This window comes from Streptosporangium sp. H16, from assembly GCF_051918855.1.
In the GTDB taxonomy this organism is placed as follows: Bacteria; Actinomycetota; Actinomycetes; order Streptosporangiales; family Streptosporangiaceae; genus Streptosporangium.
In genome coordinates, this window is sequence record NZ_JBPXMD010000021.1 from 125,711 (window position 1) to 143,766 (window position 18,056).

General features: G+C 60.5%; 21 protein-coding genes. 13 read left to right on the forward strand and 8 right to left on the reverse strand.

Annotated features, from left to right (window positions below; translation table 11 throughout):
- Positions 1–94: 94 nt before the first annotated feature.
- Positions 95–607, reverse strand: coding sequence for an N-acetyltransferase family protein (locus ACTOQ2_RS30085; RefSeq protein ID WP_440104122.1), 513 nt, complete (start codon positions 605–607; stop codon positions 95–97).
- 376 nt (positions 608–983) lie between these two features.
- Between ACTOQ2_RS30085 and ACTOQ2_RS30090 the strand changes: the two genes are divergently transcribed.
- Positions 984–1,772, forward strand: coding sequence for a class I SAM-dependent methyltransferase (locus tag ACTOQ2_RS30090; protein WP_440104124.1), 789 nt, complete (start codon positions 984–986; stop codon positions 1,770–1,772).
- Positions 1,773–1,875: 103 nt separating this feature from the next.
- Here the strand turns inward: ACTOQ2_RS30090 and ACTOQ2_RS30095 are convergent, their stop codons facing one another.
- On the reverse strand, positions 1,876–2,073 hold the full coding sequence (locus ACTOQ2_RS30095) for a hypothetical protein (protein WP_440104126.1): 198 nt from the start codon (positions 2,071–2,073) through the stop codon (positions 1,876–1,878).
- A gap of 197 nt (positions 2,074–2,270) precedes the next feature.
- Between ACTOQ2_RS30095 and ACTOQ2_RS30100 the strand changes: the two genes are divergently transcribed.
- Positions 2,271–2,621: a hypothetical protein gene (locus tag ACTOQ2_RS30100; protein ID WP_440104128.1), complete on the forward strand. Its 351-nt coding sequence runs from the start codon at positions 2,271–2,273 to the stop codon at positions 2,619–2,621.
- Position 2,622: 1 nt separating this feature from the next.
- Positions 2,623–3,966, forward strand: a complete 1,344-nt coding sequence (locus tag ACTOQ2_RS30105; protein WP_440104129.1) for a DUF6745 domain-containing protein — start codon at positions 2,623–2,625, stop codon at positions 3,964–3,966.
- A 222-nt stretch (positions 3,967–4,188) separates the two neighbouring features.
- On the opposite strand, the gene ACTOQ2_RS30110 is transcribed toward ACTOQ2_RS30105, so the two are convergent.
- Complete coding sequence (locus ACTOQ2_RS30110; RefSeq protein ID WP_440104131.1) at positions 4,189–4,821, reverse strand: dihydrofolate reductase family protein; 633 nt, start codon at positions 4,819–4,821, stop codon at positions 4,189–4,191.
- A gap of 40 nt (positions 4,822–4,861) precedes the next feature.
- Positions 4,862–5,341: a hypothetical protein gene (locus ACTOQ2_RS30115; protein ID WP_440104133.1), complete on the reverse strand. Its 480-nt coding sequence runs from the start codon at positions 5,339–5,341 to the stop codon at positions 4,862–4,864.
- A gap of 589 nt (positions 5,342–5,930) precedes the next feature.
- Here ACTOQ2_RS30115 and ACTOQ2_RS30120 point away from each other — a divergent pair.
- Complete coding sequence (locus tag ACTOQ2_RS30120; protein ID WP_440104135.1) at positions 5,931–7,082, forward strand: nucleotide kinase domain-containing protein; 1,152 nt, start codon at positions 5,931–5,933, stop codon at positions 7,080–7,082.
- 27 nt (positions 7,083–7,109) lie between these two features.
- Here the strand turns inward: ACTOQ2_RS30120 and ACTOQ2_RS30125 are convergent, their stop codons facing one another.
- Positions 7,110–8,126, reverse strand: a complete 1,017-nt coding sequence (locus ACTOQ2_RS30125; protein ID WP_440104136.1) for a hypothetical protein — start codon at positions 8,124–8,126, stop codon at positions 7,110–7,112.
- A gap of 71 nt (positions 8,127–8,197) precedes the next feature.
- Here ACTOQ2_RS30125 and ACTOQ2_RS30130 point away from each other — a divergent pair, with 71 nt between their 5' ends.
- The 6 genes from ACTOQ2_RS30130 to ACTOQ2_RS30155 all read left to right on the forward strand — a co-directional run bounded on the left by ACTOQ2_RS30130 (position 8,198) and on the right by ACTOQ2_RS30155 (position 12,223).
- On the forward strand, positions 8,198–8,476 hold the full coding sequence (locus ACTOQ2_RS30130; protein WP_440104138.1) for a hypothetical protein: 279 nt from the start codon (positions 8,198–8,200) through the stop codon (positions 8,474–8,476).
- A gap of 12 nt (positions 8,477–8,488) precedes the next feature.
- Complete coding sequence (locus ACTOQ2_RS30135) at positions 8,489–9,385, forward strand: hypothetical protein (RefSeq protein ID WP_440104140.1); 897 nt, start codon at positions 8,489–8,491, stop codon at positions 9,383–9,385.
- Positions 9,382–9,915: a holo-ACP synthase gene (locus tag ACTOQ2_RS30140; protein ID WP_440104142.1), complete on the forward strand. Its 534-nt coding sequence runs from the start codon at positions 9,382–9,384 to the stop codon at positions 9,913–9,915. Before ACTOQ2_RS30135 ends, ACTOQ2_RS30140 begins: the two co-directional genes overlap by 4 nt.
- A gap of 65 nt (positions 9,916–9,980) precedes the next feature.
- Positions 9,981–10,313 carry a helix-turn-helix transcriptional regulator gene (locus tag ACTOQ2_RS30145; protein WP_440104207.1) on the forward strand — a complete coding sequence of 111 codons (333 nt, stop codon included), beginning with the start codon at positions 9,981–9,983 and terminating at the stop codon, positions 10,311–10,313.
- Between the two features lie 81 nt (positions 10,314–10,394).
- Positions 10,395–11,555, forward strand: coding sequence for an ImmA/IrrE family metallo-endopeptidase (locus ACTOQ2_RS30150; protein WP_440104143.1), 1,161 nt, complete (start codon positions 10,395–10,397; stop codon positions 11,553–11,555).
- Complete coding sequence (locus ACTOQ2_RS30155; RefSeq protein WP_440104145.1) at positions 11,552–12,223, forward strand: C1 family peptidase; 672 nt, start codon at positions 11,552–11,554, stop codon at positions 12,221–12,223. The genes ACTOQ2_RS30150 and ACTOQ2_RS30155 overlap by 4 nt, the downstream gene beginning before the upstream one ends.
- Before the next feature lie 1,441 nt (positions 12,224–13,664).
- Here ACTOQ2_RS30155 and ACTOQ2_RS30160 read toward each other — a convergent pair.
- Positions 13,665–13,868, reverse strand: coding sequence for a hypothetical protein (locus ACTOQ2_RS30160; protein WP_440104147.1), 204 nt, complete (start codon positions 13,866–13,868; stop codon positions 13,665–13,667).
- A 307-nt stretch (positions 13,869–14,175) separates the two neighbouring features.
- On the opposite strand from ACTOQ2_RS30160, the gene ACTOQ2_RS30165 reads away from it, so the two are divergent.
- A complete protein-coding gene (locus ACTOQ2_RS30165) occupies positions 14,176–14,703 on the forward strand; it encodes an NUDIX hydrolase (protein WP_440104149.1) in 528 nt (175 codons plus the stop codon).
- Here the strand turns inward: ACTOQ2_RS30165 and ACTOQ2_RS30170 are convergent.
- A complete protein-coding gene (locus ACTOQ2_RS30170) occupies positions 14,684–15,766 on the reverse strand; it encodes an XRE family transcriptional regulator (RefSeq protein WP_440104151.1) in 1,083 nt (360 codons plus the stop codon). The genes ACTOQ2_RS30165 and ACTOQ2_RS30170 overlap by 20 nt on opposite strands.
- Before the next feature lie 405 nt (positions 15,767–16,171).
- On the opposite strand from ACTOQ2_RS30170, the gene ACTOQ2_RS30175 reads away from it, so the two are divergent.
- Positions 16,172–16,429, forward strand: coding sequence for a hypothetical protein (locus ACTOQ2_RS30175; RefSeq protein WP_440104153.1), 258 nt, complete (start codon positions 16,172–16,174; stop codon positions 16,427–16,429).
- Between the two features lie 389 nt (positions 16,430–16,818).
- Positions 16,819–17,535 carry a GntR family transcriptional regulator gene (locus tag ACTOQ2_RS30180; protein ID WP_440104155.1) on the forward strand — a complete coding sequence of 239 codons (717 nt, stop codon included), beginning with the start codon at positions 16,819–16,821 and terminating at the stop codon, positions 17,533–17,535.
- Here the strand turns inward: ACTOQ2_RS30180 and ACTOQ2_RS30185 are convergent, their stop codons facing one another.
- Entirely contained in the window at positions 17,536–18,048 is a 513-nt protein-coding gene (locus ACTOQ2_RS30185; protein WP_440104157.1) for a DUF4265 domain-containing protein, read from the reverse strand. It lies immediately after the preceding gene.
- Positions 18,049–18,056: the final 8 nt, after the last annotated feature.

The following is an 18,056-nucleotide window of genomic DNA, read 5'->3' on the forward strand; positions in this document are numbered from 1 at the left end:
CTTCCTTCCCAGCCGACACAAGGTCGGCTCAGACGAGGTGTTCGTCCTGCGGGGGGAACCTGAGGGGTCCTTCTGCGTTTCAGGAAACTTGTTCTCAGCCCTGTGCCGCCCTGGCGGCCCTAACGGCGGCGGGAACCTCCTGGAGATAGAGCCGGAACCCTTCCGCTTCCGGCTCGAAGCCCAGCGAGGTGTAGAGGCGGTGGGCGCCATCGACGGCATGGCGCTTGTGGGACAGGAGCTGGACCTTGTTGCACCCCGCGGATCGAGCGTCATCGAGGAGTCGGCGCATGATCGCGGTGGCCACGCCCGCGCGGCGATGACCGACAGCGACTACGAGCGCTTCGACGAACGCGGTAGGGGCACAGCCGTAGGTCAGGTTCGGCATCGTCATCAACGTCGCCGTCCCGACCACCTGATCGTCGACCTCAGCGAGGTAGACGGTGAGATCGTCGGATCGCAGCATCCGTGCCCAGGTCCGCTGTTCAAGATCCGAAGCTATGTGGGGAGAGCCATCCTCGGGCTCCCGCTCGGCGGCATAGACCCGCAGGACCGCCAACAGGTCCTCTGGACGGGCAGTCCGAACAGTGCACGGTACGACAGCGTCCATCACCTGATCAGCATGCCCGTCTTGAGCGACCATGGCCACCAGGGCAACGCCCGCGGATTCGCGGCGAGCCGATGCTCAAGGCCACACCGGGCCTCTGACCTCAGCGTGCGGGCCCTACCGCTCCTCCCACACCAACGGCACGCATGATCCGACCGAACGGCTCCGGATCCTCCTGAGCGGCGACCCGTGACGCCCGGCCGGTTGCATGAGAATCACGACCAGCGATGACTGAAGCGTGAAATATCGTCATCCTTTGTCGCACGCACCCAGGACTCCTTTCGATGCGCTCTCACACATAGATCATCCCGGCCGGGAATGCATGCGGGAGGCACGTAGTAGATCAACTTCCGAGAGGAAGCACTGCCAGGATAGGAGTATGTCCCGCGAACGCCTGCGATCCACCTTCGACACCGCGGCCTCCCTGTACCAGAAGGCGCGCCCCGATTATCCGGTTGATCTGTATTCTGACCTACTCGCGATCACTGGGATCACATCACCCGCGCACCTGCTCGAAGTCGGATGCGGCCCGGGTAAGGCCACTCGGCCCCTGGCCCGGATGGGCTTTCAGATCACCGCGATCGAACTGGGCGGCGCCCTGGCGGCGGAGGCACGAAACCATCTCGCCGGATTCGCCGACGTCTCGGTGATCACCTCATCGTTCGAAGACTGGGAGCCGCCCGCGGGAATCCTCTTCGATCTCGTCTACGCGGCCACGGCCTGGAAGTGGGTGGACCCGGAGGTCAAGTACGCGAAGGCGGCCACCCTCCTCGCCCAGGGCGGCCACCTGGCCGTATGGAACGCCGACCACGCGTTGCCGGCGGGCTTCGACCCGTTCTTCACCGAGATCCAGCAGGTCTACGAGGAGATGGACGAAGGCCATGACGGCCCGTGGCCACCACCCGAGGACCGGCCCGACCCCATGGCCGCCGAGTTCACCGCCTCCGAACACTTCGCGGTTGTCGGGACACGGCGGTACGTATGGGCCGTGCGTTACACGGCAGACGAGTACATCGCCCTGCTCGACACGTTCTCCGGCCACATCGCCATGGAGCCCGCCAAGCGCCGGCACCTCTGCCAAGAGATACGCCGCCGCCTCGCCGTACGTCCAGACGGACACCTCACCCGCCACTGGTCGGCCGTCCTGACGATCGGCCGACGCCTGTGACGTCATCGGAGCCCGGACAGCGGGCGGGCCGTGCGGCGGCCGGGCATGCGGCCTGGAGACCGGCGTCTCGGGCCGCCTGCCGTGAGCACCGACGTAGCTCACTTCACTCGGCGATGAAGATTCGCGCCGTCTTCTGGTCGAGCAGGTTTCCGAACATCTCTGTCAGGTCTTCGAGCGAGGGGGTCGTATAGAGTTCCAGCCGATTCTCTACGTGGATGCCATGCACGTGATGGTTCATCTCAGCGAGCAGGGCGGCATCTCTCCCCGGGGTTGCCTGGCGGATCCGTAGCCGTGACGCCACGTACCTCTCCCTCCGGCGTGGGCGCCGAAGAATTCATGATCGCACCAGATGCCAGTACGCATCTCCGGGACCGCACCTCCGCTCGCCCGATCACGCGGTGTCCCAATGCGGCACGAAAAAAGCCGGGGTACGTCGACTGCCGGACAGCGGATGGCTGAATTAGCATGGTGGTCTCGCGGCATGAGCGGGGGTTGAGGATGAGCGGTGCGCAGTACCGGCAAGGTGATGTCCTGCTCGTGGCGGTGGACGCGATCCCGGCACAGGTGTCGCCGGTGGCTCGCGAGGATGGTGTGCTGGTGCTGGCACACGGTGAGGCCACCGGACATCGGCACGCCATCTCCGAGCCGCACGCCAACCTGCTGGCCGTGCCCGGGGAAGAGATCGAGCGGCGGTTCCTTCGAGTCGTCGGTGGTCCGGCTCACCTGGTGCATGAGGAGCACGACCCGATCGCCTTGCCGGCCGGCAACTATCAGGTGATCCGGCAACGGTCATACGAGCCGCAGCCGGGGGACGCCGTCGCGGCCCAGGTCTTGTTCGTGATCGACTGAGATGTTCCCACGGCGGCGGCGGCGTGCGCCCAGCCCGCAGCAGCTGCACCTGGCCGAGGCGATCGTCGAGGAGTGGGCCTCCTGTTCGGTCTCCACCGAGCCCGCCGACCGGCCGGCCGCGGAGCGGGCGATCCGCGAGTTGTACCGCCTGCACGGGTGGCCGGCACCAGGCTTCGTCTGGGTCGACTCACCGCTCGGCGGCGAGGTGGCGGCCTGGATTCTCGGCGCCCGGCCGGCCGGGCCGGACCGCGGGCGGCACAGCCTTCGGGAGATCCTGTCCAAGGCGCCCTGGGACGAGATCGCGCCCGGTTTCCTGGAATCCGTGCTCGCATCGGTGAGGCACGCTCTCGGCGACGAGCTACGGCTCGACGATCCACCGGGCCAACATCTGTATTCCGACACGTGGCCTGACACGTGGGCCGGCGGGCGGGTGCGTCTGCCGTTCTACGTTTGGCTACTGAGCCTGCCCGGCACGTCGCCGTTCCCCGACGGACACCGCACGGGACCGCTGCACATCGAGGAAGCACTGCGGAAGGCGTACCACTCCCAGGTCCGGCACGCCGTTCGCCTGGTGCTCGACGAGTCGTTCACACCGCCCCCACCCGAGCAGTGGCGGCACCTGACCTCGGGCCAGGCTTACCGCGCACTACAAGAAGCAGGCCGCGCTCAAGCTATGTGGTCCAGTCGTCGGATCAGCCCACTCGGTCCCGCGGCGACGCCCGCCGCGAGCTGGATCAGCCGTTATGACCTGTACCGCCGGATGGGCCTGGTCCGGTACCCGCGCGAGATCGACATGATGCTGGACTTGTGTGTCACCGCCACTCGGTCCTGCGGCTTCTGGACGCCCTACCCGCAACTGTGCGTGGTCAGCGACCGGCCGACCCGGTTCGAGTTCGACCTGCCACGACCCCACCAGCCCCGGCCGCACAACGCCACCGGGCCGGCGCTGGTCTGGCGGGACGGCTGGAGCATCCACGCCTGGCGCGGCGTCGGCGTGTCCAAGGCACTGATCGATGGGGAACTCACCATCACCGACTGGCTCAGGGAGCGCAACGCCGAGGTCCGCCGCGCCATCCTGGAACGGATGGGTTACGAGTGGCTGCTGGACAACGGCACTGCTCGGAAGATCGCCACGGATGACTACGGCACACTGTGGTGGATCCTCGACCCGTACTCCCTGATCGGCATCGTCGTGGTCGATGTGGTGAACGCGACGCCGGAACCCGACGGCTCCTTCAAGCGCTACATACTGCGTGTGCCACCGGACCAGACCGTCCCCCGGGACGCGATCGGATGGACCTTCGGGCTACAGCCCGGTGAGTACGGTCCCACCACGATGACCTGACTGTCGTAGCGGACCGTCCGGGCTGAAGCACACGAGGCGACAAGGCCGCCATCGACCGGCAGCGGTGCTCCAAGGACGATTCCATCAACATCGATCCGCATGGTGCAGAGAAGGCTGACGCACCCCGGCGCGGTTCGCCTAACTGATTGTCCGGTATTCGAGCAGGACTACGCGCGCATCGAGAATCTGGGTCTGCCGGAGTTCGTGGCGCTGCAGCTCTCCCTACCCAAAGATGGGATCGCGTCCAGCATCGCCGCAGGTCAGCGGAAATACCATCAGACGCAGCCTGTCAACAAGGCCGGCGATCACTAGGTTACGGACCAGCGAGACGCTGCCCATGGTTCGCAGCGGTATCTGGCTGTCGTTCTTGATTGCCGGCAGCACATCAATCGCATCGCCGGACACGAGGCGGGTGTTGGCCCACTGCAGCGGCTCTGACAGTGTCGATGTCACCACGAGCTTCGGCAACGCGGTCAACTGCTGGGACATGGGGTCCGTTCCAGCGGAGGTGATGGCCGCCATGGCCTCGTAGGTCCTTCGCCCGAAGACGACAAGCTGAGGTTCTTCGAGTTCGGGGTGGCCCAGGGCGAGGCAATGCGCCGGATCTGGGACGCCACCAAGCCCTGAAAACTTGGGCACGTATTCGGCACAGCGCCCCGTAGATGCCCGTTGACGACCATGGACAGCCGGACATACGAGAACAGCCCCCGCACCGCGTTTTCGCTGGTGAGAGGGCTGTTTCTGCTGGTGTGGCAGGTGCAGGACTTGAACCTGCGTAGGCTGAGCCGACGGTTTTACAGGACGTGACCGTTCTTCGAGTGACATGGCCGCTGACCTGGTACGCAGCACGTTCATGGCTCTTCTGTCACCATGATCATTGCACGCATATTGCACGTCACGGCAGACGCGGCCGGAGATCCATCCAGCGATCGATCTGCGTCTTCATCGGCCCCTCCTCCAGCCGATCAGTGATCAGCTCCATGGCGGCGAGGAGGTTCTTGCAGATACGCAACGCCAAGATCTCACCGCGAGGACGCGCCCGCCAGTCCTCCGCCCAGTCGGCTGCCTGCTCCAAGCTCAACGGCAGGGCCTCCAGAACATCCAAGGCAAGCCGATCCGGATCCCACAGCGGATCATCACCGGGACCAAGATCAGTGATCAGCAACGCCCGAAGATGAAAGCGGCCTGCATCCGCGTTCTTTGTGGGACAACCGGCCTGCTCGGCACCATCGAGGGCGGCGAAAGCAACTCGTGCCCAGATTCGCCGAGCCTCACCCCGATCGCGATCCTGCGCATAGGACTGGTTGAGCTGCCACGCGCCCAACCACTCGTTGATGCGATCCACGCTGTCCTCGGCGCCATCAGTACCCTCCATGCCCTTACCATCGCGTTCGCATGATGCCAGCGGTCTCGGTAAGTGTCATCGATCTCCAGTCGCGGGAAACAACGATCGTCCAGCAGAGGGCTTTGCTCATCCAGTTCCCCTCCAGGAGGCGCTGGTAGTAGCGATACGCGTTGGAGGCTTCGGGCCATCCAACATTCATGTCTTGAAGCTCCGTCACCGTTAAGTCTGCAGGTTCAAGATTTACCTCTATGAGATCAACTCGCCAGCACAGCTATCCGTTGGTAAGCCTTTCACATGTCTTCACTAACGCGAGAAGCTTTAGGACAGCTAACTTCCTAAAAACATTTTGTGCATTAATGCCTGTCGTCATAGCGCACACAAATCGCTACCTGGACACAAAAGAGCTCAGCCTGCATCTGAGGATCCATAGTACAAGTTTCCCAATTCGTCGACACCTAAAGCGCATGACGGCTCCCAGTCCGGCGCATTCCCTCATTCTCGCACTAGTTCGCGACTAGTGTCACCAGCGCATTCAGCTTGGCATGTATCGACCCATCTGGCGCACAAAAAGTATCTCAATAATCTTCCACTCCCACAGGCAATAATATAAGATAGACACATGGCCGACTCCGAGAAGAACCAAATCATCCGCCAGCAGGCACTCTCGCTGGCCAACACTCAAGCCACCAAAACCCATTCCGTTGCGCCAATGCCATTCATTGTGATTGCGGGCCGCAAACTCCGCCCCACGCCAGTCTTCGACACTTACTGGCGATTTGCCAGCGAACGCCAAAAAGTATACGAGGCCAGACTGAGCAGGCAGGCTCCTCCGTGGACCGGGGATGCCATTTTACAGAAACATCGATTCACTAATTGCTATAGGGCAGCGGACCGTGTTAGCCAGTTTCTTATCTCCCAGGTCAGCTACCTCGGCAATCAAGACTGGTCTGAGATATTTTTTCGAACCCTCATCTTCAAGTTCTTCAATCGAGTCTCGACTTGGCGGCTTCTAGAAAAGAAAGTGGGAGAAATTAGCTGGAAAGATTACGACTTTACTATATATAATCGCATATTGACAGATGCTTTCGAGTCGGGACAAAAACTATATTCACCTGCCTATGTCGTACCTCCCCCACAGCTAGGCGATGCACGTAAGCATACGAATCACCTTCGGCTGTTAGAAATGATGATGCATACTGGTGCGCCAGAGAAGGTGGCAGATTCCGACAGTATGCGAGAAGCCTTCGAAGCGCTGAGATCCTATCCTGCCATCGGGGACTTTCTAGCCTATCAATATCTGATAGATCTGAACTATTCTTCGGCCCTAAACTTCAGTGAAATGGAATTCGTCGTACCAGGACCAGGAGCACGAGATGGAATCCGAAAATGCTTCGGGCCTGCCGCTAATGGTATCGAGCAGGAGATCATCCACTACATGGCAGAGTCCCAAAAGGATCAGTTTGCCAGGCTAGGGCTGAATTTCGGAGGACTAAGAGGGCGCCCTCTTCAGTTAATTGACTGCCAAAACCTATTTTGCGAGGTGGACAAGTATGCTCGCGTTGCTCACCCAGAAATCTCTGGAATTTCGGGACGAACAAGAATTAAGCAGGTATACAAACGCGACGCAGAGGCGCTAACCGCATGGTTCCCTCCGAAATGGGGAATCAACGCAGGTGAGATGCCCCAACCAGCCGGCGGAGCAGTAACATCATCGCAGAGCAGAGCCGCCGAGAGCTTCGGCTTTACCTCTCTTCCAATCTTTCCCATTTAGCCCCATACGATTGCCGAGTCGGCGTATTCACTGTGCTGATTCAGCTTTAGCAGTTTTGCGGCAAATCTCCGCGTGGTGAGCGCGTTCGGATTTGGTAAGAGGACGTGCGGATATAGTGCGAGCATCTAGATCGCAACAAATAGCAGCATGGCCATAGCTTCGAACCAAACGCCAGACTGAAAACCCTTCTAGAATGGTGCGCTCCCATTCCAAATCTGCGCATTTTCGGACTTCTAGATTGGCGGTCATTCTTCGACATAGTCGAAGGATATCGCCATCTACACATTCAGCGCCCTCGAAGTAGCCAGCCCTTGAGGCAGCTTCGAATATGAACGCACTTAGCCCTTCTTCTATAGCAATCGATCTCCCTCCATCCTCGACATCATCTATAAGCGGAGTTGCCTTTCGTTTACGACCAAGAAGAGCACGAAAAACCGGACTCCATCCCAGAATTGCTAGATAAGCCAAGTGAAACGCGTCGTGGTACCGGTAGCCATCATCATCATAGGAATTATCGCCGAGGATGTTTCCGCACGGCCTTTCCCCCCAGACAGGTAAAACCCGCGGGGAGACATCCGGTGTAACCGTGATGGGGACCGTCGCTAAATGGACTTCCAGCCGCCGAGGCAATCGCTCATCCCGATTTGGGTGTGCCCCGTCAAACAAGTGGGCTGGGCCAAGCCCTCCATGCCTCCCTGGCTCGGGGAGCAGAGGAACGGGGGCCGTGCCATACGGCATCGGCCGACTGTGGCTGGCCCATCTTGCTCTGATCTTCTCTAGGTTCGCCTTCGCTATCTCATCCAAGCTCACGCCCAGCCATGAGGCCGTATCAGCGATGTACCACAGGACATCGCCGAGGTCTTCAATCATGAGACTGCGACTGTCGATGTAGATGGCCCCATCGCGAACGATCTTCTTCTGGTTCGTCTGGAGAGAGCCCACTTCACCACCGAGACCAAGTAGAGCCACCGTCAGCGCTCGCTCCGGCTCGTCAGGGTGCTGGTCGTAGCGCCAAGCCTCCGCCTGATACGTCTCGAAGTCCACCCAACCTCCCTTGATTGATTTTCAAGCAGTGTCCACTTATGCTGACGGATAGTCAAGCAGTAGGGGGGGCCGTGACCGACCGCATGGTCATCCGCGAGGCGATCATTGCCGGCCGAGCCGTCGCGAGCGGTGATAGCCCTGAGGACGTAGAGGCAGCGATAGCGGCTAACGGCGGAGATGATCATTTTGAGCTAGACAGTAAGACTGCAGAGTGGGTCATCGTGTACGTCGAGCAAGTGCTACAGCTGGGGACTAAGCTGCCCACGCCTAGCGATCTCGGCCGAGACCAGTTCGCCACGATTGGGGCATTGATTACAGCTATCGCTGACGCTCTCGGCGTCACTGACTGACAGGGGTAGCAGATGAGCAAATATATTGATGCTGGCAACATCGGGGCAGCGTGGCTGCGAGCTTACGAAGCGCTCATGAGCGCTCCAGGACGGCAAATCGTAAATCTTGCCGTAAACATCTCAGAGCCGCTGATGGAAGATGTCGGGGTAAGAGCATCTTTAGAAGGAGACCTCGCTCGTCTCCGGGACAACCCGACGCGTCGCGGTAACTGGCAAAGCGTACACACAGTTGCAAATACGATCTTCCCAATATCCCTCTATACAGCAGATTTGTCAGACAGCGCTGACCGTTTCTTCAAACATGCAATCGCAGCAGATCGCAACCGTAGAGGGATGCGCAGCGGCTGGGGAACTTACATCGGGCGGCTCTTGGACTACGAGCGACCAGATGGCAGCCGTGTCAACCAGCTTGAAAAGATGCTGGAGGTTCTGGGCGAGGACCGCAAATGGTCAGATCTATATGAGGCGCCGATCACATACCCAGGCGAAATTGCGGATATTACCACCCCAGCAAGTGCCGATTTTCACCTCATCAGCCCTAGTGATAGGCGCCGGCGTGGCGGGCCGTGTCTCGCACATATCAGCATAACCGCACTAGACGGCCAGTTGCACCTGGCTGCGCAGTATCGCCGCCACAGCTATGTAGCACGGGCTTATGGAAACTTCTTGGGGCTTGCTCGCCTCCTGAACTTTCTTGCCATTGAAAGCGGCAATCAGGTCGGCACCATGCTTGTTGTGGGAACGCACGCAGAAATAGAAAAAGAGGCCGGAGCTAATCGCGGAAACTTACTCATGGCAGCGCAAGCTGCAGAAGGAGAAATTCGGTCTATCGAAACCACGAATAGACCTCTAGGCGCCTCTTGGCGTGATCTTGAGCTTCCCATGTCGGGGGCAGGAGCAAAAGTATGAAATCAAGAACTTCTCCCCCTTCCTTGGACGCAGATAGCGAAGAATGCAAAGGATACTGTCATCAGGAAGGCGAACTAACAGCACACGCTGCTACTCGGCTACTGCAATCAGTTGCAGGCGCTACGCAAGCTCCTCTGGTCCGCATAGGAGTCGATGCATGCAATATTACGGCTCTTCAACGCCAGCTTGCGACATCAATTGCTGATGCCTTCCTGAACACTATATACACCGCGAGTGAACTTGACTATTGCAATGGTCGGGTCGAGCGCCTTGCTACCCGATGGGCAGCGAAAGAGGCTGTAGCTAAGGCTATAGGGAGTGGTTTCCGCGGTTTGCGGCCGAGCCAGATCGAAATCTGCCGGCAATCAGATGGCATGCCATACGTTAAAGCAGCCGGTAACCACAGCTGGCCTAACCGGGCCGAAGACTGGACTTGGTCGATCTCTCTCGCTCATGAAGAGGATGTTGCAGTAGCTGTGGCATTGGCAATAGTCCGGCCGCAAGAACAACATCATCAACAGGAGCTATAGAGATAGGAGGCGCACCAATGGATGGTGCGGATCGCACTCGGGATATTCGCGTTGATCAGGAGGGAATGCAACTCGCTGACCGTATTCGAAAAGAGCGCGAATATCTTAATCTGAGTCAGGAGCAGGTAGCAAGTGTCCTTGGCGTCTCCCGGGCGGCCGTAAGCGCAATGGAGACTGGAAGACGTAAGGTCAGCGGCCAGGAGCTCAAGCGTTTGGCTCAACTGTTCGGAACCAGCGTCGACAGGTTGCTGGGAGCCGAGTTGGTAGAGGATCCCACTTCACAGGCTCTATTTCGCGCCGCAAAGAGCCTGTCAGAACACGATCGCGAACAAGTTCTGAGGTTCGCAGAGTTCCTGCGTAACGCAGGAGCACCACCAGCGATAGAGACAGAGGGGTAGTTTGCTTAGGACGCTCGTGTTCCATCTCGAACAGGAGGAAGAGTGCCGACAGAGGCTCAGCGAGCAATCTCAAATGCCAGCATGGAGGCAACACGTCTAATCCAACAGCACAATGTTCCTCTGAATCAACCCGTAGATGTATTCATGCTTGCGCAACGTCTAGGTTTGTGGCTTAGCGCTCAACCTCTTGATAGTGCAGCGGGCTTCTATCTCAGACAAGGGGCTGTAGCGGGTGCCGTAGTGAACAGCCTTCATCCCGAGAACCTCCAACGCTACACATGCGCTCATGAGATCGGTCACCACGTACTTGGACACCAGAGCCATGCTGACAACGAAGACCTTTTGGGGAAGTATTCGAATATTCCAATCCCAGAGCTAGAGGCGCAGGTTTTTGCGGCTTCTCTTTTGATGCCGCTACCGCTTGTAAATGGCACGTTGAGGAAACTTTTTGGTACGGCGAAACCTGCGACCATCAATGCCGCTCAACTTTATCTGTTTAGTCGAGATATAGGTGTCAGCTATGCTGCCGCAGCATGGCAACTTTCTCAGCGTAAGGTAATTGGTGTCAACCATGCACGGGCTCTCATTGAAAGCGGGGCGGCAGCGGCTAAGACGGAATTGCGGGGCATGCGTTGGGTGGAGGACGCGCGTGCTGACGTTTGGTTGTTCGACGAAGGTAGCAACGGCTTAACTGCTGCCTGCCGCGTTGGCGACGAGCTGCACTTCCGACTGAGCGAGAACCTCAGTACTGGCCGGGCTTGGGCTCTGACTGAGCCAACCATGGACAGGTTCGCAGCAATGCGGGAACAAGAGGATATGTTCGCGTGGGATGGTGATGCAACATTGGAGATTGCGGATAATCCGCCTTTCGCTTCGTCCCCCACACAATCCGAAGGGGCAGGTCTGGATCTTGCTTACGACGCGCATGTTGGGTCCAGCGGCGCACGAGAGATTTATGTAAGCGAGGTTCCCGATCTGAATATTTTTCCCACTACATCTGTAGCAGTAGAACAAGATTCACATGCACTAGCGCAACCCGGTAGGCGCGAAATCGTGCTAGTAGCCCGAAAAGCGGGAACTTACAATGTGAGACTCGATTTAAAGCCAGCCTGGGCTTCTACTGGACAGGTAGAGGCAACTATCTACATCGAAATCGCTGTGACCGAGCGCAAGCGCCTACAGCGCGCTGGGTTGGCTTCCCCTCAGAAAGAGATCAGAGTTGAAAGGCTTGCTGCTGCGTGAGTCCAGCTTCCGGTCCGTCACTTCATTGGCTTGCAGACTATAGAACAGCCATGTCTCCTATTGGTGACCAGGGAATTCGTGGCACATGTTTGGCATGGGCCGCAACGGCCGCCCATGAGAAGAGCGTTCATGAACAGCTAAGTGTTGAGTACCTCCACTGGGCATGCGATCCCCCGTCTGGGGGGCGGGGGACTATCCCGGCTTTGACATCTGCACTGCGCAGTAAAGGACAGCCATCGGAATCGCAATGGGCGTACGACGATCTTATCGACGAAAAAGCACCTGGATACGCCCCACCGTCCACAGTTGTAGGGCCCTTTTGGAGGGCGAATCTGAGACGGATAAGTACAGGCCCAAGCGATTTGGCTTCGGAGCTCAACGCCGGACGATTCCCAGTAGCAGCTATACGTGTTACTCGCGCTTTTGTGAAAGCAGAAAAAGGGGTGGTACATGGATCGGATCCCGGTACTGATGGTCACGCTGTCACTATTGTCGGAGTTGCGGAATTAACTCGGAATTTAGGTTCTCTAAGCGTCGGCGAAAGGCTGATCTGCGCGCGTAACAGTTGGGGAACTTCCTGGGGAACTGGCGGGCTAGCTTTGATCTCCGAAACCGCATGGCACGCCTGCGTCATGCTTGCCTTTGTTCTAGAGGGCCCAGTTCCCTAGTAGCGTATGGCAGCGGAACACTCCGGACTGCAGAAATGAACCGCACCGAATTTTGATGTACCCCGGCTCTTTGATTGACTTACATGTCTCCATCCCCCTCAAAAGCGGTTGGCATGTCAAGGAGATGTCCCTCTCTTTTCCCATCCCATCGGGCACGACTCGTGAGCCCTGCGGGGACGCGCATACCCCCGCCTGATCATCCCGTCTGCCGTCGACCCGCCCGAAGGGGAAGCGGGCCGGGGTCATGGGGCCAAGGTGGAGCGCCCGACCGGACGAACGACCTTGGCCCCATGACCCCGGTCTGCTCGGCTTGTCCCGGGTCGATGACAGACGGGATGATCAGGCCCCTACCTCAGCCATCTATGGACCGCGCAAAGAAGCTCGCGATCATCCCGGAGCCGGAGCGCCCCCGCTGAGGGCGAGTTTTCTGTTTTGGCCACATCGCAAGAGCCTCAGCTATATGTTGGGCTTGCTCACGCAACAATGTTCCACCACACCCAGCTGCCACCTCCGGCGTGGCTACTCGTCCTGCTCAAGGCGAGGGAAAGCCGAGTGTCATTGTTAAGTGCGCGCTTTAGTAATGCGCTACAGGGTCCCACCCACTGTGATGTCGGAGATCACACAGAGTAATGGGGCTTCCTGTGGCGCTTTTTGCGTAGAAAGGAGGGATATGGGAGCGTCGGAGGAGATCGGACGGACGGCCCGGTTCGCTGCCACGAACTGGGGCCGTACCGCCCGAATGTGTCTGCTAGTGATGGTCGCCGCCGTAGCGGTAGGAGCCTTCATAGCGACTAGGAACCTGCCCCTCATCACCTGGTAGCAGGTTCCATCCACGAGGTTGCATGCATGCATGGATGCCATGGCATCCATGCATGCATGCAAGACGTACGTTCGAAGGTAGCGGAAGTTCGCGGAAGTTCGCGTAATCTCGCGGAACTTGACGAGACATTGTGGGCTCTAAGGCCCAGGTGCGGTCTCGGCTTCTAGGCTCGGAGTTGGGCGAGATTCCAGACATGAGAGAGCGAGCGGGCTGGCGCAATGTGAAGCACCCGAAGGGCCTCGAAGAGGTTGAGCCTGCCAGTCGAAGCTCTCGCCCTAGGCGGCGGTGCGGCCCCACTGTGGCGGGCGATGGTCGAGTACGGCGCGCAGCCGGTGCGGCGGGCGGGCCGATTCCCGCCGCCGTTCGGGACCGGCGCCCACGCCGCACGCCCGGACGGCGGGCGGTGGGAGGGCCGTGCGGCGGCGCGCCGCGCCGACGCCTTGATACCTCACAAGAACAATTCGGCAACTCGACGACGCGCGGTCGAGCACCTGACTCACCAGCGCCGGCAACAGGGTCCTGACTCGACTGCACATAGACACGGGTCGACAGGGTTGCCTATATGAAGACATGGCCAAACAACCCCACCTTAGTGACAAGGCGTCGGCTTCACGGCTTCAGTCAGCCGCCGACCGTAGTGGCGACCCAGATCTGAAGGCAGCTTCTCAACGCATGCAGTCGGTTGCTGATAAACGAGCGCACCATCAGCGCCAGCAACGCAGCCGGTGATCCCTGGTCAGCACCAAAGAGGTTCGTGTCGACAAAGCCCTTTTGGAACGACTGTCGGGCTTCTACCGCTTTTTCTGTTTCTTCTGCCAGGTCCATGGAGCGGGCCTGCTTCCTTGTGGTGCTTCAGGGTGAACGAACTCCTCGCCCCTGGTGTCCAAGCCACACGAGAGACAAGACCCAGCCCCTTTGTTGCCGGGCACCAAATCATCCGAACTGCAGGACGCACACACGATCTCCGTCATGCCTCCCAATAGAGGCACCCTCGTCGGATCTTGTCCATACGAAGCATCCAGCTTCACGGAGCAACGTGGACGATCTCTGTCCGCTTCTACCCGTGTACGACAGGGGTCTTGGCCGGTAACTTCGCTGTGTGGCTACCAACGAAGAGCGGTCGCGGTGGATCGTGCACGGGGAACGGCTCATCTATGACAACCGGTGGATCCGGTTGGGGCTTGTCGACGTGGCGATCCCGGACGGGGAGCGGTTCGAGCATCATGCGGTGCATCTGGATCGGGCGGCGATCGCTGTGGTGGTCGACGAGCAGAACCGGGTGTTGATGATGTGGCGGCACCGGTTCCTGTTCGACCGGTGGGGCTGGGAGCTTCCCGGCGGTCTGGTCGACGCCGGCGAGGAAGCGATCACGACAGCTGCTCGTGAGGTGGAGGAGGAGACGGGGTATCGGCCCAAGGAGATCGAGCCTTTAATCACCTACCAGCCGATGGCGGGCATGGTCGACTCCGAACACAGTCTCTTCCTGGTGCGAGGTGCTGATCTGGTCGGAAGCCCGACCGGCGAGATCGAGGCGGATCTCATCGAGTGGGTGCCGATGGCAGAGATCCCGGCGATGATCGCTCGCGGTGACATCTGGACGTCGGGGACGTTGATCGGTCTGTTCGCGGCGCGGGATCGGCTCAGCGCAACGAGCGGCTGACAGCTCGGGCGAGTTCCTCGACGCGTCGGCGTTGCCGGCTGGAGCCGGTCATCGTGGCGAGGTGCTGGGCGCGCTGGATATGAGGTTGGGCGGCGTCGGGCTCTCCGCGGGCGAGAAGGGCATGGCCCAGGTCGCAGCGAACGCCGGATTCGGCGCGGTTGTAGGTGCCGTCCATGCCAGCCAGTGCTGAGCGCAGGTCCTCGACGGTTCCCGGGTCACCGAAGCGCACCAGGCAACTGCCCCGCCAGCGGGCCAGGTGGTGCGCGTTGACCGACAGGTAAGGCATGTCGGGGTCGGCGTCGCCGTCGGGCAGGAGTGCGGCGGCTTGTTCCAGGGCGGTACGGCAGGTCGGCTCGTCACCGAGGATGGCGGCGCCTTCGGCTTCGGCTGCGGACATCCAGGTGCGGAGCCGGGCGGGGATGCGGTCGCGGTAGGTGGCGTGGATGTACTGGAGGAGTTCGGTGCCTTCGGCTGGGCGGCCAAGTTCCATCAGGACGTATGCCTGCTCACCGGAGACGTAGGCGATGAGGGCGGGGTCGTCGGCTTCACGGGCGGCAGCTTTGGCGTGCTCGTAGTGGTTCCAGGCATCGTTGAGCGCTCCAGTGTGGATGGCCTGCCATCCGGCCAATGAGGCGGTCTCGGCCAGGACGTGGGCGAGTTGAGCACGGATGCCAGGGCGTACGGCGTGACGGTGGGCGTGTTCCACGTGGGAGATCTGGGCGCGCATCTTGTCGGCGATGGCGATGCCGCCGAGTCGGCGATCCATGAGGCGCAGATTGTTGGTGTCGGTGGTGAGGATCATGACCATGGTGGGGTCGATGGCGGCGGCTGCCTCGATCCGGGCTGTCAGTTCCTCGCTCTGCTCTTGGTGGTGGTCGCCGTAGTTCCCAGTCGGGGATGCGGTGTCGAGCGGGGCCAGGCCGAAAACCATCCGAGCGTGGTCGGGCAGGCCGAGACCGGTGGCGATGCGCTCGTAGACGTCCAGTTCGGTGATGTGGGACTGGTTGTGGCTGATCCTGCTGACGCGTCCTTGGGACAGGCCGGTTGCCGCACCGATGTCCACTTGGCTGGCGCCTGCGTACTTCGCGGCAAGTTTGAAAAGTCCTGCTACGTCGCGATTTTTGAGGATTTCTCTGCTGTCTTCGCGGTCCCATACTTCGGTTGGGATCTTGATCGGCTCGAAAGCGCTCCCGTGCATTCCGCCCTCCGGCTGTCGGTTCCCGAGGTGGTGCGTCGCTACATGTCGAGACCCTATATGCCTTGGTGGAATATACGCGTGGGATAGGGCTGAGAAGTTCTTCCATCGATCCTTTCCGGTATGACAACACCGGTTAAGTGCGATGAATGCGATGGGCGCGGCTGGAAGATCGTCACGCGGCGCGGACATGTCGCCACCTCGTTTCTGGGAGGTGCGGTTTCCTCTCAGGAGGACTGCCTGTACTGCGATGGTCCCGAGCCCATTGTCGAGATGTTCGAGTGGGAGGTCTTCACCTCCGAGGGCGTCGACCGGCTCGGGCCGTGCGGCACCAGCTCGGGGCAGGCGACCTCGATGGACGAGCTGCGCAAGGCGCTGCGCAGGCTGGAGCCGCAACCGGCGCTGTGGGGGCGGATCACGCGGCGGGTCTATGACTTCGGCCTGGCGCCGGGCGATTGGTCACGACAGGTGATCTTTCACGCCACGGTGGACCTGGCCGGTTCGGTGCGTTTCGAGCGGCGGGAATCGTGAGTGAGAATTTTTCCCGACGGGGAGCGTCATGTCTGTCCGAGCATCTTGTTCCGGCCGCTCCGGGGTGCATGCCTTTGGCCTGGCATAGGTCGCGGCGTTTCGGGCGGGTTCGGGTGGTGGCCTGGACCTGTCATGAGCATCGGGTGACGTTTTACGAATTGTGCGATGCGGGCGGGTTGTCGTTCATTCGTAAGACGGTTCAGGACAAAGGGAAGGTGACCGTGTTTCACAGTGATGCGTGGTCGCCTGCTCAGGCACGGGTGGTGTGGATCAGAGTTCTGGCAGGGTTGGCCAGGTAGGTGTTTCCTGCTGTCGCGGGTCCTGACAGGGCTGCTCTTAGCCGGTACTGTACTTGTGCAGACAAGTGGAAGAGTGATCGGGCGGTTAAGATGAGCAAGGATTTCGCCCCTCCGAAGTATGCCCAGGTGATGGGCACAATTCAGGAGCGCATCGAGGCCGGGCAGTACGCGGCCGGTGACATGCTGCCCTCGGAGACGCAGCTCGTCAGAGAGTTCGGCGTAGGTCGCACGACGGTGGTCCGGGCGCTTCAGACGCTGGCCATGCAGGGCTGGATCGAGCGTGAGCACGGCCGCGGTTCGTTCGTGAAGGGCCGTCCCGAGAGTGCCACTGATCGCATCCGGCCAGGGCTGGCGGTGGCCGAGCAGGCCGAGAGCGGTGACCTGGTTACCGACGTTGCCCGTGTTCCGGCTCCTCGCCACATCGCCCGCCTTCTCGGCGTTGAGGACAAGACCCCGGTGATCTCGCGTCGGCGGGTGGCCAAACAGGGTGGCCGACTGTCTGCGGTGGAAACCCTGTGGTTCCCGCTGGAGATCGCATTGGGCACCGACGTCGACAAGCCCGAACCGCTGGCACGCGGGGTGCGTCATCATCTCCAGGCGGTCAAGCATCTGCGTTTCGATCACGTCACCGAGCGGCTGACCGCGCGCAACCCCACCAAGGAAGAGGCCGAGCTGCTCGGCTCTTCCAAGCCCGTCATGGGGGTGCTGGCCAGCGTGCATGATGCTGCCGGGGCTGTGCTCCTGGTGATGAGCGTGGCGCTCCCCGGTGACCTTCACGAACTCCAGGACGTCTACCCGGTGAGCTAACTAGGCGTTGCGCCAGGCATCTGTGACGCAGGAAGCCTCGAAGTGCCACCAACCGTCTTCCTCGCCACGCGTCAGTAGCGCCTTTATCCGGCCGAATTCCGCGCGGGCCGGCACGTTGAAGGCGACCAGCGGCAGTTCCTTACTGAAGACCTCTCCCCCCAGGCCGAACGGTGCCAGCCGCTCGTGTACGGCCTCGGCGCTTGTCCCGAGTGGACCGCTGGGAACAGGCAGGACCCGAACGGTGCAGTTTCCCGACGCTTCCACGCGCTCCGTAGACCAGTGGAGGCCGTCGGCATTGGTAAGAAACCGCACGACATCTCCCTCGGCCACCCCGTCCTGTAGGAAGGGGACGTTTTCCAGACGCGCGGTGTCCTCGCTGATCCGCGTGGCCCAGAGCCCCTCGGTGTCGTAGGGAAGCCAGTCTTCTCGCGGCACGAACCGGAACCAGACCTTGATCCGGTTGTTCTCGGCGGTGTCGTGCTCCGGCGAAGTCATGGAGGCCATGACCGACATGATCGCGC